General features: G+C 53.2%; 16 protein-coding genes. 15 read left to right on the plus strand and 1 reads right to left on the minus strand.

Annotated features, from left to right (window positions below; genetic code table 11):
* Positions 1-4: 4 nt before the first annotated feature.
* The gene (locus H1S01_RS02055; protein WP_188038441.1) at positions 5-595 is read left to right on the plus strand and encodes a DivIVA domain-containing protein; all 591 of its coding nucleotides are present in this window, start codon (positions 5-7) and stop codon (positions 593-595) included.
* Complete coding sequence (locus H1S01_RS02060; protein WP_188038612.1) at positions 595-900, plus strand: DUF167 domain-containing protein; 306 nt, start codon at positions 595-597, stop codon at positions 898-900. The genes H1S01_RS02055 and H1S01_RS02060 overlap by 1 nt, the downstream gene beginning before the upstream one ends.
* Positions 901-932: 32 nt before the next feature.
* Here H1S01_RS02060 and H1S01_RS02065 read toward each other — a convergent pair whose 3' ends face one another.
* The gene (locus tag H1S01_RS02065; RefSeq protein ID WP_188038442.1) at positions 933-1,088 is read right to left on the minus strand and encodes a hypothetical protein; all 156 of its coding nucleotides are present in this window, start codon (positions 1,086-1,088) and stop codon (positions 933-935) included.
* A 178-nt stretch (positions 1,089-1,266) separates the two neighbouring features.
* Here H1S01_RS02065 and ileS point away from each other — a divergent pair, with 178 nt between their 5' ends.
* The 13 genes from ileS (at position 1,267) to H1S01_RS02130 (ending at position 13,078) form a co-directional block, all read left to right on the plus strand.
* A complete protein-coding gene (gene ileS / locus H1S01_RS02070; protein ID WP_243236919.1) occupies positions 1,267-3,996 on the plus strand; it encodes an isoleucine--tRNA ligase in 2,730 nt (909 codons plus the stop codon).
* Positions 3,997-4,092: 96 nt separating this feature from the next.
* On the plus strand, positions 4,093-4,701 hold the full coding sequence (locus H1S01_RS02075) for a phosphate propanoyltransferase (RefSeq protein ID WP_341479008.1): 609 nt from the start codon (positions 4,093-4,095) through the stop codon (positions 4,699-4,701).
* A gap of 127 nt (positions 4,702-4,828) precedes the next feature.
* Positions 4,829-5,119, plus strand: a complete 291-nt coding sequence (locus H1S01_RS02080; protein ID WP_155474932.1) for an ACT domain-containing protein — start codon at positions 4,829-4,831, stop codon at positions 5,117-5,119.
* Between the two features lie 28 nt (positions 5,120-5,147).
* Complete coding sequence (locus H1S01_RS02085; RefSeq protein ID WP_188038445.1) at positions 5,148-6,515, plus strand: PFL family protein; 1,368 nt, start codon at positions 5,148-5,150, stop codon at positions 6,513-6,515.
* A 413-nt stretch (positions 6,516-6,928) separates the two neighbouring features.
* The gene (locus H1S01_RS02090) at positions 6,929-7,240 is read left to right on the plus strand and encodes a DUF5665 domain-containing protein (protein WP_155474708.1); all 312 of its coding nucleotides are present in this window, start codon (positions 6,929-6,931) and stop codon (positions 7,238-7,240) included.
* Between the two features lie 18 nt (positions 7,241-7,258).
* Positions 7,259-7,984 carry a TraR/DksA C4-type zinc finger protein gene (locus H1S01_RS02095; protein ID WP_188038446.1) on the plus strand — a complete coding sequence of 242 codons (726 nt, stop codon included), beginning with the start codon at positions 7,259-7,261 and terminating at the stop codon, positions 7,982-7,984.
* 160 nt (positions 7,985-8,144) lie between these two features.
* Entirely contained in the window at positions 8,145-8,426 is a 282-nt protein-coding gene (locus H1S01_RS02100; protein ID WP_155474710.1) for an alpha/beta-type small acid-soluble spore protein, read from the plus strand.
* A gap of 103 nt (positions 8,427-8,529) precedes the next feature.
* Entirely contained in the window at positions 8,530-9,048 is a 519-nt protein-coding gene (lspA, locus tag H1S01_RS02105) for a signal peptidase II (RefSeq protein WP_188038447.1), read from the plus strand.
* 34 nt (positions 9,049-9,082) lie between these two features.
* Positions 9,083-9,994, plus strand: a complete 912-nt coding sequence (locus H1S01_RS02110; protein WP_188038613.1) for an RluA family pseudouridine synthase — start codon at positions 9,083-9,085, stop codon at positions 9,992-9,994.
* Positions 9,995-10,072: 78 nt separating this feature from the next.
* Positions 10,073-10,264, plus strand: a complete 192-nt coding sequence (locus H1S01_RS02115) for a hypothetical protein (protein WP_188038448.1) — start codon at positions 10,073-10,075, stop codon at positions 10,262-10,264.
* Complete coding sequence (gene pyrR / locus H1S01_RS02120; protein WP_207732150.1) at positions 10,257-10,778, plus strand: bifunctional pyr operon transcriptional regulator/uracil phosphoribosyltransferase PyrR; 522 nt, start codon at positions 10,257-10,259, stop codon at positions 10,776-10,778. Before H1S01_RS02115 ends, pyrR begins: the two co-directional genes overlap by 8 nt.
* 79 nt (positions 10,779-10,857) lie before the next feature.
* A complete protein-coding gene (locus H1S01_RS02125) occupies positions 10,858-11,793 on the plus strand; it encodes an aspartate carbamoyltransferase catalytic subunit (protein ID WP_188038450.1) in 936 nt (311 codons plus the stop codon).
* Complete coding sequence (locus H1S01_RS02130; RefSeq protein ID WP_188038451.1) at positions 11,777-13,078, plus strand: dihydroorotase; 1,302 nt, start codon at positions 11,777-11,779, stop codon at positions 13,076-13,078. The genes H1S01_RS02125 and H1S01_RS02130 overlap by 17 nt, the downstream gene beginning before the upstream one ends.
* Positions 13,079-13,146 lie beyond the last annotated feature (68 nt).

The raw sequence follows: 13,146 nt of genomic DNA on the forward strand, positions 1-13,146 counted from the left end.
GCAAATGTTGACCCCATTGGAGATTCATCAGAAGCAATTTCGGAAAGGCGCCTGGGGTTATAAGCCGGAAGAGGTGGAAGATTTCTTGCGGCAGGTTTCTCAGGCTCATGAGGAATTATACAAAGAGAACATCCTGCTGAAAGAGCAAGTGGCCCATACGGAGGAAAACTTACTCCGCTATCGTCACCTCGAGGAGACCTTAAACAATACACTGGTATTGGCTCAGCGTACGGCCGAGGAAGTACGCCTTTCGGCGGAGCGGGAAGCAGAACTGCGAGTGAAAGAGGCTCGCATGCAGGCAGAGAAGATCTTAGAGTCGGCCCGAGCCAAGAAGTCCGAAATAGAACGGGAATATGAACATATGCGCAACCAGGCACGCCAGTTTCGAGTCCAATTCCGGGCTATGCTGACTTCTCAACTGGAAGCATTCAAAGAAGAGGCGCGCGACGAAGCGGCAGTGACCCTCGAGGCCACGATACCCCCTGGAAAGATCCCCTTTTTGAATCAGGATGTTCGGCTGCCCGGCGGGCATAAACCCTATTCCGTCGAAGACGTTCAGGTGCCAAGCCATTTCCATGAGGACAGTGACGATTGATGTTGTGGGTCCAAGAAGTGCCTGGTGGCGTTCGCTTTAAGATTCGTGTTCAGCCCCGGGCATCGAAAAATGAGGTTTGCGGTCTCTTGGACGACGCCTTGAAAGTTCGCCTGACGGCACCTCCTGTCGATGGGGAAGCGAACGGGGCTTGCCAAGCGTTTTTTGCCAAAACCCTTTCGCTGCCGAAGAGCCAGGTGCGGTTGGTCGCCGGGGAGACTTCGCGCACGAAAACAGTAGAGGTCATCGGCATGAGTAAGGAACAGATCTTGAAACTGTTTGACAGCAAACAGATTTCCTCGGTATAATACTAAAGATATCTTTTGTTCGACATAATCGCTTACATGGCGTTGAACGGGACAGGTGCGAGTAGAAGGTCGTTGACAGCGAACCTGGGACGGTGGAAGCCAGGCCAAGGACGCTGCCCGCATATCCCCCGGGAGCTGCGTTGCCGAAAGAGGGAGTAGGCGGCGCCGGCGGCGGCCGTTACCCGCATACACGAGGTCTCACCTCTTCGTAGGCTGAGATGATCAAGGGTGGTACCGCGAGAACACTCTCGCCCCTTTCTACAGGGGTGGGAGTTTTTTAGTTTTAAACGAGGTGAGATAACTGTGAGTGGGAAAGAACCCCTCGATTACAGCAAAACGTTGAATTTACCCCAAACGGAATTTCCGATGCGGGCCAATTTGCCAAAACGGGAACCGGACATTCAAAAGTTCTGGGAAGAGATCGACCTTTATGAAGCAGTGGCTAAGGCGAACGCCGGGAAGCCGAAGTTCATCCTCCATGATGGCCCCCCTTATGCCAACGGTGATATCCACCTAGGTCACACACTGAATAAAGTCTTAAAAGATTTTATCGTCAAGTTTCATTCCATGGATGGCTACGATGCGCCCTATATACCTGGCTGGGATACGCATGGTCTTCCCATCGAACAGCAGGCGATCAAGGCATTAGGTTTAAACCGTCATGCTGTGTCGACGGTCGAGTTTCGCCGCCGCTGCCATGACTACGCCATGAAGTACGTCGGCATCCAGCGGGAGGAATTTAAACGGCTTGGTGTTCGTGGCGACTGGGACCATCCCTATCTGACGCTGCAACCGGAGTTCGAGGCGGCTCAGATCGGTGTCTTCGGCGAAATGGCCAAGAAAGGCTATATCTATAAAGGCCTTAAACCGGTTTACTGGTGCGCTTCCTGCGAAACGGCCTTAGCCGAAGCAGAAGTGGAGTACGGAGACAAGGAATCGCCCTCCATCTACGTGAAATTCCCTGTGCTGGACGCAAAAGGGCTCTTCCCCGTAGAAGATGCCTATGTAGTCATCTGGACGACGACCCCCTGGACCTTACCGGCGAACGTTGCCATTACGGTCCATCCTGAATTTGCCTACGTGCTCGTCCAGTTCGGCGACGACAAACTGGTCGTTGCGAAAGAACTGCTGGCGCGCTTTATGGCTGACAGCGGTCTCGAAGGCGGCCAGATTTTGCAGGAATTCGAAGGGCGCGATCTGGAAAAATCGATCTGCCGCCATCCCTTTGTGGATCGGGATTCCTTAGTCATCCTTGGAGACCATGTCACCTTGGAACAAGGTACCGGCTGCGTTCATACTGCGCCCGGTCACGGCGTCGAAGACTTCCAGGTGGGTAAGGTTTATAACTTACCTGTCATCTCTCCCGTTGACTTCCGGGGTAAATTCACCGCCGAAGGCGGCATCTTCGCCGGCATGTCGACGACACAAGCCAATCCGGCCGTCGTTGAAGAGTTAAAAAACCGCGGCTTGCTGATCAAGGCCGATAAGATTAAGCACCAGTATCCCCACTGCTGGCGTTGTAAGCACCCGATCCTCTTCCGGGCTACAGAGCAGTGGTTTGCCTCCATCGACGGATTCCGTAAGGAAGCCCTCGATGCGATCGATCAGGTCCGCTGGATCCCTGCTTGGGGACGTGACCGCATCCATAACATGGTTGCCGATCGGGGAGACTGGTGTATCTCCCGGCAGCGAACCTGGGGTGTTCCCATTCCCATCTTCTACTGCGCCGATTGCGGTGAAACGATCATCAATGACGAAACCATCTGCCATATCCAGGGGCTTTTCAAAGAGCATGGTTCTGACGTCTGGTTCGCCAAGGAAGCGGACGAACTCGTTCCGCCGGGACTGTCCTGCGGCAAGTGCGGCCATCAGCACTTCCGCAAAGAGACCGACATCATGGACGTGTGGTTTGACTCAGGCTCTTCTCACCAGGCGGTCTTGGAAACGCGGGAGAATCTTCATTTCCCGGCCGACCTCTATCTCGAAGGTTCAGACCAACACCGCGGCTGGTTCAACTCCTCCTTGTCGACAGCCGTCGCCACGAAGGGAACGGCTCCCTATAAGGCCGTCTTGACCCATGGCTTCCTCGTCGATGAGCAAGGCCGCAAGATGTCCAAATCCCTCGGTAACGGCGTCGATCCTCTGGCTGTCATCAAAGACATGGGTGCTGACATCTTGCGTTTGTGGGTCGCTTCCGTCGACTACCGGAACGATGTTGCCGTGTCGCCCAATATCTTGCGGCAAATCGCCGACGGCTACCGGAAGATCCGCAACACCTTCCGCTATTTCCTCGGAAATATTGCCGACTTCGATCCAAAAGCGGACACCGTTCCCTTTGAACAGATGACCGAGTTGGATCGCTGGGCTATGATGGCGCTCCATAAGCTCATCCAACGGGTGACGACAGCTTGCCGGAACTATGAGTTCCACGTGGTCTACCATGCGATTCACAATTTCTGCGCCGTCGACATGAGCGCCTTATATCTCGACATCATCAAGGATCGACTCTACGCATCACCGGCGAAATCGCCGGAACGCCGCTCGGCCCAGACTGTTCTTTATCGAACAGCTGATGCCCTCGTGCGTATGCTAGCCCCCTTCATCAGCTTTACGGCCGAAGAGGTTTGGGGATACCTGCCCGGCGCCAAAGAACAGTCGAATACGGTTCAGACCGCCGGTTGGCCTCAGTTTGACAGCAAATTTATCGACGATGCATTAGCCGAAAAAATGGATCGGATGTTGGAAATCCGTACCCGCGTCTCGAAAGCCTTAGAGAATGCCCGCCAGTCGAAAGTGATCGGGCACTCGCTGGAGGCAAAGGTGACTCTCTATGTCGACGAAGAGCTACAAGCTTTCCTGAGCAAAGAAGATCTGGCCACCTTCTTCATCGTATCGGTGGTACAACTGATCTCCTTGAAGGATGCACCCGTTGAGGCTTTCCGGGATGCCGAACTGCCTGGAGTCGCCGTCACCGTAGAAAAAGCGCCAGGACAAAAGTGTGAACGCTGCTGGAACTACAGCGAACAAGTGGGACAAAGCGAAGATCATCCCACCGTATGCCCCCGTTGTGCTGCCGCGATTGGCGAATCAGTGTGAGCTAAACCAATAACTCCTACCCTTCCTGACTCATAGCATCAAAGTCCTCGGTCATCCTAAACGATGACGAGGACTTTGATGAGGGGGAAGGAGAGCGTGCTCGAACTGGCGGTCGATAAGACAGGCACGGGAACGATAAAGCAAGTCAGCGTAGGAATATCCAACCGGCATTTCCATTTGGCGAAAGAGGATCTGGTTCGCCTCTTTGGCGAGGGGTATGAACCGGTTTTTATGAAGGACCTCTCCCAGCCGGGCCAATACGCTACGAAAGACGTAGTTACCTTAATGGGACCGAAGGGACTGATCGAAGGGGTGCGTCTCTTGATGCCCCTGCGCAAACAGTCCCAGGTTGAGATCTCTGTGACCGATTGTTATAAGCTGGGGATTCCGCCGGTGATCCGCGACTCTGGCGATTTGAAGGATACCCCAGGCATTACGCTCGTGGGCCCGAAAGGGGAAGTGGCATTACCGGAGGGGGCTATCGTTGCGGCCCGTCACATCCATCTCAATCTCCAAGAGGCATCTCAACTTGGCGTCAAAGATAAGCAACGCATCTCCGTGGAAGTCAGCGGACCTCGGGGAGTGCGCTTTGACCAAGTCCTGATCCGGGTCCATGAATCTTTTGCGTCGGAGATGCATGTCGATACAGACGAAGCGAACGGAGCCCTCATGAAAAATGGCCAGTTCGTGAACCTACTGCTTTGAGCTTTTTCGACAAAATAAGAGTGCTTGCAGGAGTTAAGGGTACTACCCCGAATATATTGGGATGACCGATTCCAGGTATTCCAAGGGGGCGGTGCCCCTTTGATATTTCTAAGGAGTGAATGAGTCAATGTCGGAGAAAAAGGAAAACCGTGTCATCGTGACCGTGCTGGGTCAGGACCGTGTAGGGATCATTGCCAGCGTGGCGACCATTATTGCCGATGCCGGAGCCAATATCTTAGATATCAGCCAGACGATCATGCAAGGGGAAATCTTTTCGATGATCATGGTCATCGATATGGCCGTTGCCACGATCAGCTATGATCAATTGCGGGCGACTTTAGAACAAAAGGGTAATGAACTTGGTGTTCAAATCATGGCTCAACACGAGGACGTTTTTAAATTCATGCACCGGATTTAATCGATCCGGGTTGGAGGGATAATCACTCATGCCTCTGTCAATCACAACTCAGGAGATCCTGGAAACGATACGGATGGTTCAGATGGAGAATCTCGATATCCGGACCATCACCATGGGCATATCCTTGCGCGACTGCTGCCGGACCGATGCGAAAGCTACGGCTCAAGCTATCTACAATAAAGTCACCCGGACTGCCAAAAACCTCGTGCCTGTCGGGGAAGAGATCGAACGGCGCTACGGCATCCCTATCATCAACAAACGGATTTCGGTAACCCCAATCGCTTTGGTGGCTGAAAGCATGGGCTTAGAGGGATATACCATCGTGGCCCGCGCTTTAGATGAGGCAGCCAAAGAAGTGGGCGTCAACTTTATCGGCGGATACTCAGCCCTTGTTCACAAAGGGATGACTCCCGGAGATAAGGCGCTCATCGATTCGCTGCCGGAGGCGTTGAGCACGACGGACCGGGTTTGTGCTTCTGTCAACGTGGCGACGACCAAAGCAGGTATCAATATGGACGCTGTCGCACTGATGGGACGAGTCGTCAAAGCGGCTGCGGAAGCTTCTGCCGACCGGGATGGCTTGGCCTGTGCGAAGCTGGTTGTCTTCTGTAACGTGCCTGAGGACAACCCTTTCATGGCCGGAGCTTTTCATGGCATTGGAGAGCCCGAGTGTGTCATCAACGTCGGTGTCAGCGGTCCCGGTGTTGTGCTCAATGCTGTCCGCAAGGATCCCCACTGCGATTTTGGGACCTTAGCCTCAGCGATCAAACATACGGCCTTTAAAATCACCCGCATGGGTGAACTCGTTGGCCGAGCTGCCTCAGAGAGTCTCGGCGTTCCCTTCGGCATCGTCGATCTATCCTTAGCGCCGACGCCGGCCATCGGTGACAGCGTCGCCGACATTCTCGAGGCGATGGGCCTGGAGCGTTGCGGCACCCACGGTACCACAGCAGCCTTGGCTATGTTGAACGACGCCGTCAAAAAAGGCGGTGCCATGGCCTCCTCCTATGTTGGCGGCTTATCAGGCGCCTTTATTCCCGTCAGTGAAGATGCCGGCATGATCGCCGCCGTGGAAGTGGGGGCGCTTACGCTCGATAAGCTGGAAGCGATGACCTGCGTCTGCTCTGTCGGCTTGGACATGATCGCTGTTCCCGGCGACACGCCGGCGGAAACTCTCTCAGCGATCATCGCTGATGAAGCGGCTATCGGCATGATCAACCGCAAGACCACAGCGGTGCGCGTCATCCCCGTCCCCGGAAAAAAGGTGGGCGACCATGTCGAGTTCGGCGGTCTCCTCGGCCATGCCCCCGTCATGCCCGTGCATAACTTCAGTTCGTCCGCTTTCATCTCCCGGGGCGGTCGAATCCCCGCGCCTCTGCAAGCGCTGAACAATTAAGGATTCCTTTTCCATAGACCTTATCGGTGATTATTTTTGCCATCTTCCAATAGAAGATGGCTTTTTATATTTATGGGCAAGTATTAACAGGATTATTGTATTTAAAGGCAAAATCTGGGTGTAATGACGGAGTGAGCGTTTTGGGCGGAGTGGCGCCGCGAGCGAAAGTTGCGCAGCGGAAAACGGCGCCACGGTTTACATGCAGAAAAGCCCAGAGGTTTGGCGCGCCCGCGTAGCAACCGAGCGAACAGCCGCGGAGCCCTTAGTGAGCGGAGTCATTACACCCCGATTTACCACGATGTACCATTCAGTATGGAGCTTCTGTTGCACAGCGGAGATGATCAAATAACTTGGTCGATCACGGATGAAACAAGAAAAAGTTTACAGATACTATGGTCGGGTAGGTGGGCAAAATGAGCAGTGATCACCGTCGACTCGATCATGCCTTAATCGAACAACTGAATGAACGCATGAACTCCCTATCGGAGGATATTGAAAAAATCAAAGTATCCGAATATGTAGAGATGCTCAATAATCCCAAGCGGATGATGTACTTGAATTTTCTAGCCGGTATGGCCCGCGGACTAGGCATGACCGTCGGATTTACCATACTTGGTGCCGTGGCCCTTTACATTCTCCGGGAACTGGTGGTACTAAATCTTCCGCTCATCGGCGGGTTTATCGCTGAGATCGTTCGCATGGTTCAGGTTCAACTGCGAATCTAAAAGAAATGAGGGATGGCTGTGACCGAATTGTCTCCTCATGAAGCCGCTTGGTGGCGTCTGAACGCTATGGAAACAGAGATCCGGGACCAACTCTACCATATGACCCATAACCACCTCGGTGAGTCACTGGACGAATCGATTCAAGAGCTAAGCGCTTATGACAACCACCCCGCCGACATCGGCTCGGAAGTTTTTGAGCGGGGCAAAGACCTGGGCACCCGTGACCGGCTCAGCCGTGAACTCGATGAGGTGTTAGAAGCGAAACGCCGCATCAGCGAAGGCAAGTACGGCTTTTGCCAGCTCTGTGGAAACAGCATCTTTCAGGAACGATTGGAAGCGATGCCGACAGCGTTGCTCTGTATCGATTGCCAGCGACATGAAGAGGAAACTCACCCTGACCGGCATCCACGGCCCATCGAAGAAGATGTTCCTCCCTATCCCTGGGGCGGTCAGTCTGATCACCTTTTTGTCATCGGCGAACACGGCACCGACCGTGATGAGAACGATCCGATCATGTTCGATGGAGAAGACGCCTGGCAGCAGGTGGCCCGGTACGGCAGTTCAGACACACCGAGCGATGTGGAGTTTACGCCGGAATATAACCCCGGTATCTATCCCGATCACGGTGAACGCATCGGTGGGACAGAAGCTATCGAGATGATTCCCGTTGAAAAAGGGGACGACGGAGTCTTCTATCAGGATATGAACGGAGTCGACGACGATGAGGGGCCGAAAAGGCTGTAAAGCCAACTCTTCGCTTTTATTCAGTCAATTGATCCCCAGCGCTGTCATAGCCTGGTCATTCGACCAAAGCCTAAGGAAATTAACAATAGCTTCATAATATGAAAGGGGCCCCTTTGAGGCATTCTATGCCTAGACAACGAGGAGGGAGGTGAGAAAGAGGATGCCTAACCGCAGAAGAGCCGCGTTCCCTGGCGCTCAGAGCGCTCTGGATCGCTTCAAGTATGAAGTTGCTTCTGAAATCGGTCTTGCCAACAAGGTCCAAAGTGCTGGCTGGGAGAATATGACGACTCGCGAAGTTGGCTCCATCGGTGGATTTATGACCAAGAAAATGGTCCAATTGGCTGAGCAACAGCTAGCTCAAAGCAACGGTGTTTCTGCTACGCTTGCCCAGTCTGCCGGTCAGGATGCCCAACAAGGCGCTCTGCAAGACTCCGGCCGATAAGGGTTACCATAGGGTCAGCCTTCGGGCTGACCCTTATTGTTGCGTCCAGATAAGCCGTTATGCTAAAATTAGGCAGACCGCTAAGATGGAAGGGGTCTGAACAATGAAATCGAATCCTAAATGGAAGGTCAGTGACCGAGTTTTCTGGCTGATTCTGTTGGGCGCCATGGTTGTCGACCAATGGACGAAATACATTGTCCAAAGTAAAATGGCTGAGTACGAATCGATTCCCATCATACCGAACATATTTCACTTGACCTATATTCTCAATCCTGGCGCCGCTTTCGGAATGATGGCCAATAAGACCATCTTTTTCGTGGCGGTCACGATCATCGTCATCGCTGCGATCCTTTACTTTTACCGAACCGTACCACCGGAACAGTTTTTATTTCGCCTTGGATTAGCCTTACAAGCCGGTGGAGCCGTCGGAAACTTGATTGACAGGCTTCGAACTGGACTCGTAGTGGACTTTTTTGACTTCCGTGTTTTTCCCGTCTTTAACATGGCCGATACGGCGATTACGATCGGTGTAACTTTGATTTTAATCAGTCTCGTCATCACGCCAGAGACGAAAGATAAAAAACTTGCGCAGCAGGAAACGGTGGGATCTGGTGAATCATAATGCGAAAAATGTAGAGACAGATGAAGATTTTCCGATGGTTTTTTCAACTCTTCCTGAAGAGGTAGACAGCCGTCTAGATGTCTGGTTGGTAAACCGGGAACTCGTTCCGTCGAGAACTCATGGTCAAAACTGGATCAAAGAGGGTCTTGTCAAAGTGGAAGGGACGACCGTAAAAGCCAACTATAGACTTCGACCGGGAGACCGGATAGAAGTGGTTCCTCCAGAACCGGTCATCACCGAAATCGTTCCGGAGAACCTACCGATAGACATCGTCTATCAAGATGCTCATGTGGCCGTGATCAACAAACCAGCTGGCCTGGTCGTTCATCCGGCCGAGGGCCATGCTTCAGGAACCCTGGTCAACGCCTTGCTCTATCACATCAAGGATTTGTCGGGAATCAATGGTGAACTGCGACCCGGTATTGTTCACCGAATTGATAAAGACACTTCGGGGCTCCTCGTGGTAGCCAAGCATGACGAGGCCCATATACACTTGGCCGAACAAGTGAAAGACCACTTCGTTCGCCGGGAGTATCTGGCGATCGTCCATGGGATTATCGGTGCTGAGACCGGTCGAATTGATGCTCCCATCGGCAGAGATCCGAAGGACCGCCAGAAGATGGCCGTGGTCCCCAACGGGAAACCTTCCGTAACTCACTTTCGTGTCTTGGAGCGCTTTCCGGAAATTGGTTTTACCTTAGTGCGCTGCAAACTGGAAACAGGCCGCACCCACCAGATTCGTGTGCATATGGCTTACATTGACCACCCTGTAGCAGGAGATCCGAAGTACGGCCCAAGAAAAGCGGCCTTCGGTCTGGAAGGACAGGCATTACATGCCCAACGACTTGATTTTACCCATCCTCAAGACGGCCAGAAGATGACTTTTCAGGCCGATCCGCCTAAGACGTTTCAAAAGGTCCTTGAGACATTGAGATCAAACAAATGATTGACATGCGTCGACGATATGCGGTACAATATCTTAAGAACAACCCCCTTTAAATCGGTCCCGTGAGGCCGGCAAGGTATGGGTATCGTGACAGAGGAATACATGTACACCGTTGTCGAAATGAGTCGAATTTCGAAACAGTGGCATCCTTCTATAGACGATAAGCCTATCTTTGCCGGAGAACCGGTATGGATAGGCTTTTTTGCTGTCCACCGGCGAAAGGAGGCAGGGTTACGTGAATTTAACGGACAAAGCTCAACTGATGAATGAAGAGACGATTCGCCGTGCCATCACCCGCATCGCTCATGAAATCCTGGAGAAAAACCAAGGTGTCAAAGATCTGGTTTTGATCGGGATTCGTCGGCGCGGAGTTCCCCTGGCCCTTCGACTGCAACAGAAGATTCAAGAAATCGAAGGCGTCCAAGTCCCTTTGGGAGCACTGGATATTACGCTCTATCGAGACGACTTGACGACGCTGGATGTACAACCAGTGATCCACAAGACGGAAGTTCCTTTTTCCCTCACGAAAAAAACGGTTGTCTTGGTTGATGATGTGCTCTATACCGGTCGGACTGTTCGAGCCGCTTTAGATGCATTGATCGATATTGGCCGCCCCCAGGCGATTCAACTTGCCGTACTGATCGATCGGGGCCATCGTGAATTGCCTATCCGAGCCGATTTTGTCGGCAAAAATGTTCCCACATCCAAACGAGAAGTGATCTCTGTTCGCGTCGCAGAAGTGGACGGAGAAGAAGGCGTTTCGATTCAGGATATGGCTGAATGATGCGCCGGGCCTCCCGGGATTTTCCCCGGAGGTTTTTTTATGACATCCGTCGGCATAGGAAAAAGGAGGATACACGCAGATGAGTTGGCGCCACAAAGATTTGCTGGGATTGCGGGGCCTGGAAAAGAAGGATATCGAACTGATTCTCGATACAGCCGCACCCATGAAAGATATCATCGGTCGAGACATAAAAAAGGTTCCTACGATGCGCGGAAAATCGGTGGTATGTCTTTTTTACGAAGCGTCGACAAGAACCAGAACCTCCTTTGAACTGGCTGGAAAGTACATGAGTGCCGATACGGTCAATATTGCCGCCTCTAGCTCCTCTGTCGTCAAAGGGGAGTCGCTCATCGACACCGGCAAGACGATTGACGCTATGGGGACAGACATTATCATCATTCGCCATGGTGCGTCCGGGGCTCCCCACCTGCTCGCCAAACATGTAAAGGCCCGTGTCGTCAACGCTGGCGACGGTGCCCATGAACACCCGACGCAAGCCTTGTTGGACATGTTCACCATCCGGGAACGAAAAGGGACCCTGCAGGGATTGACCGTGACCATCTTAGGCGATATCTTTCATTCTCGCGTAGCCCGTTCGAACATCTGGGGGCTGCGGACCATGGGCGCCGACGTCCGTGTCTGCGGACCTTCCACACTGCTCCCTCCTGATATCGCTGAGCTTGGCGTCAAAGCCTATACCCGAATCGATGAAGCTTTGGAAGGTGCCGATGTGGTCAACGTACTAAGGCTTCAGCTAGAACGGCAACAGAAAGGTCTCTTCCCAACGATCCGTGAGTATGCACGTACCTTCGGCTTGAATCAGGAACGGTTAAAACGGTGCAAAGAGGACGTACTGGTGCTGCACCCCGGTCCGATGAACCGCGGTGTGGAAATCGCCGATGATGTGGCTGATGCCGACTTCGCCGCCATCGAAGAACAGGTGACGAACGGTGTCGCTGTGCGAATGGCTATTTTGTATTTGATGGGAGGGACGAGCAGTGGAATTGCTCATTAAAGGCGGCCGTGTCGTCGACCCGGCGAACGGAGTCGACCAGATCGCCGATATATATATCGAGAATGGGGTCATCAAAGCGGTAGGTAACTCCTCCGGCGTGTCAGCTTCCGAACAAGTCCAAGTGATTGATGCGACAGGAAAGCTGGTCATCCCTGGCTTGATTGATATCCACTGCCACCTTCGGGAACCTGGGGGCGAGGCGAAGGAAACCATTGTCTCGGGAACTCGTGCGGCTGCTCGAGGCGGATTCACTGCGGTCTGCGCCATGCCCAACACAAGTCCTGTTTGCGACTCTCAAACCGGTATCGAGTTTTTGAAAGCTCGTGCCCAAGCCACCGGGGCTGTCCGGGTCTATCCCATCGGTGCGATTACAAAAGGATCTTCCGGTCAGGAACTGGCTGAAATGGCCGATATGGCTGCCTGTGGTGCTGTCGCTTTCTCTGACGATGGCAAACCAGTGCCTCGTTCCGATATCATGCGTCTCGCCATGAGCTACGCCCAGATGGTCGGCAAGGTCATCATCAGCCACTGTGAAGACCCAGAATTGGCTAAGGACGGCGCCATGCATGAAGGCTACTGGTCCACTGTGCTCGGCTTGCGGGGAATTCCCTCAGCAGCGGAAGAAATCATGGTGGCTCGTGAAATCTTGCTGGCCGAGAGCGTCGGTGCCCCCGTCCATATCGCCCACGTCTCTACAGCCGGTTCGGTAGAACTGATCCGTCAAGCTCGCCAGCGCGGTGTCGACGTAACCGGGGAAGTTTGCCCCCACCATCTCGCTTTGACCGATGCTGCGGTAGAAGGCTACGATACATCGACGAAGGTCAATCCGCCCCTCCGTGCGGACAAAGACCGGGAAGCATTGAAACAAGGTTTAAAAGAGGGCGTGCTGACCATCTTGGCGACGGATCATGCGCCCCATACGGCCGAAGAAAAGGCCCGCGAATATAATTACGCTCCCTTCGGAATTTCCGGACTAGAGACAGCCTGGCCCCTTTACTGGAAAGAGCTCATTGAAACAGGCTGCCTGACGGTGAATGAGATGGTCGCCATGCTTACAGTCAATCCGGCTCGCCGGTTGGGACTTGATGGCGGCACCTTGACCGTCGGCTCTCCTGCTGATGTCACTATCATCGATACGGAACGGGAAGAGACAGTCACTTTAGAAGGCTGGCAATCGAAAGGGCGCAACACTCCTTATGTGGGATGGACACTGCGCTCCTGGCCGGTGGCGACGATCGTGGGCGGCCAGGTGGTTATGACGAACCGTCAGTTAGTACAAGGCTAGACGAACCCTTTATTACCTTATATAGAAATATTTCAAGATAATTGTACATGATGGAGAAATCTGGGGTG

This window comes from Heliobacterium chlorum (assembly GCF_014502795.1).
Lineage (GTDB): Bacteria > Bacillota > Desulfitobacteriia > Heliobacteriales > Heliobacteriaceae > Heliobacterium > Heliobacterium chlorum.

Excerpts from the sequence above, each read along its gene's own strand:
- H1S01_RS02055 (WP_188038441.1), top strand. The coding sequence starts at position 5 with ATGTTGACCCCATTGGAGATTCATCAGAAGCAATTTCGGAAAGGCGCC.
- H1S01_RS02060 (WP_188038612.1), top strand. The coding sequence starts at position 595 with ATGTTGTGGGTCCAAGAAGTGCCTGGTGGCGTTCGCTTTAAGATTCGT.
- H1S01_RS02065 (WP_188038442.1), bottom strand. The coding sequence starts at position 1,088 with ATGCGGGTAACGGCCGCCGCCGGCGCCGCCTACTCCCTCTTTCGGCAA.
- ileS (WP_243236919.1), top strand. The coding sequence starts at position 1,267 with ATGCGGGCCAATTTGCCAAAACGGGAACCGGACATTCAAAAGTTCTGG.
- H1S01_RS02080 (WP_155474932.1), top strand. The coding sequence starts at position 4,829 with ATGTCGGAGAAAAAGGAAAACCGTGTCATCGTGACCGTGCTGGGTCAG.
- H1S01_RS02085 (WP_188038445.1), top strand. The coding sequence starts at position 5,148 with ATGCCTCTGTCAATCACAACTCAGGAGATCCTGGAAACGATACGGATG.
- H1S01_RS02090 (WP_155474708.1), top strand. The coding sequence starts at position 6,929 with ATGAGCAGTGATCACCGTCGACTCGATCATGCCTTAATCGAACAACTG.
- H1S01_RS02100 (WP_155474710.1), top strand. The coding sequence starts at position 8,145 with ATGCCTAACCGCAGAAGAGCCGCGTTCCCTGGCGCTCAGAGCGCTCTG.
- lspA (WP_188038447.1), top strand. The coding sequence starts at position 8,530 with ATGAAATCGAATCCTAAATGGAAGGTCAGTGACCGAGTTTTCTGGCTG.
- H1S01_RS02110 (WP_188038613.1), top strand. The coding sequence starts at position 9,083 with ATGGTTTTTTCAACTCTTCCTGAAGAGGTAGACAGCCGTCTAGATGTC.
- H1S01_RS02115 (WP_188038448.1), top strand. The coding sequence starts at position 10,073 with ATGGGTATCGTGACAGAGGAATACATGTACACCGTTGTCGAAATGAGT.
- pyrR (WP_207732150.1), top strand. The coding sequence starts at position 10,257 with ATGAATGAAGAGACGATTCGCCGTGCCATCACCCGCATCGCTCATGAA.
- H1S01_RS02125 (WP_188038450.1), top strand. The coding sequence starts at position 10,858 with ATGAGTTGGCGCCACAAAGATTTGCTGGGATTGCGGGGCCTGGAAAAG.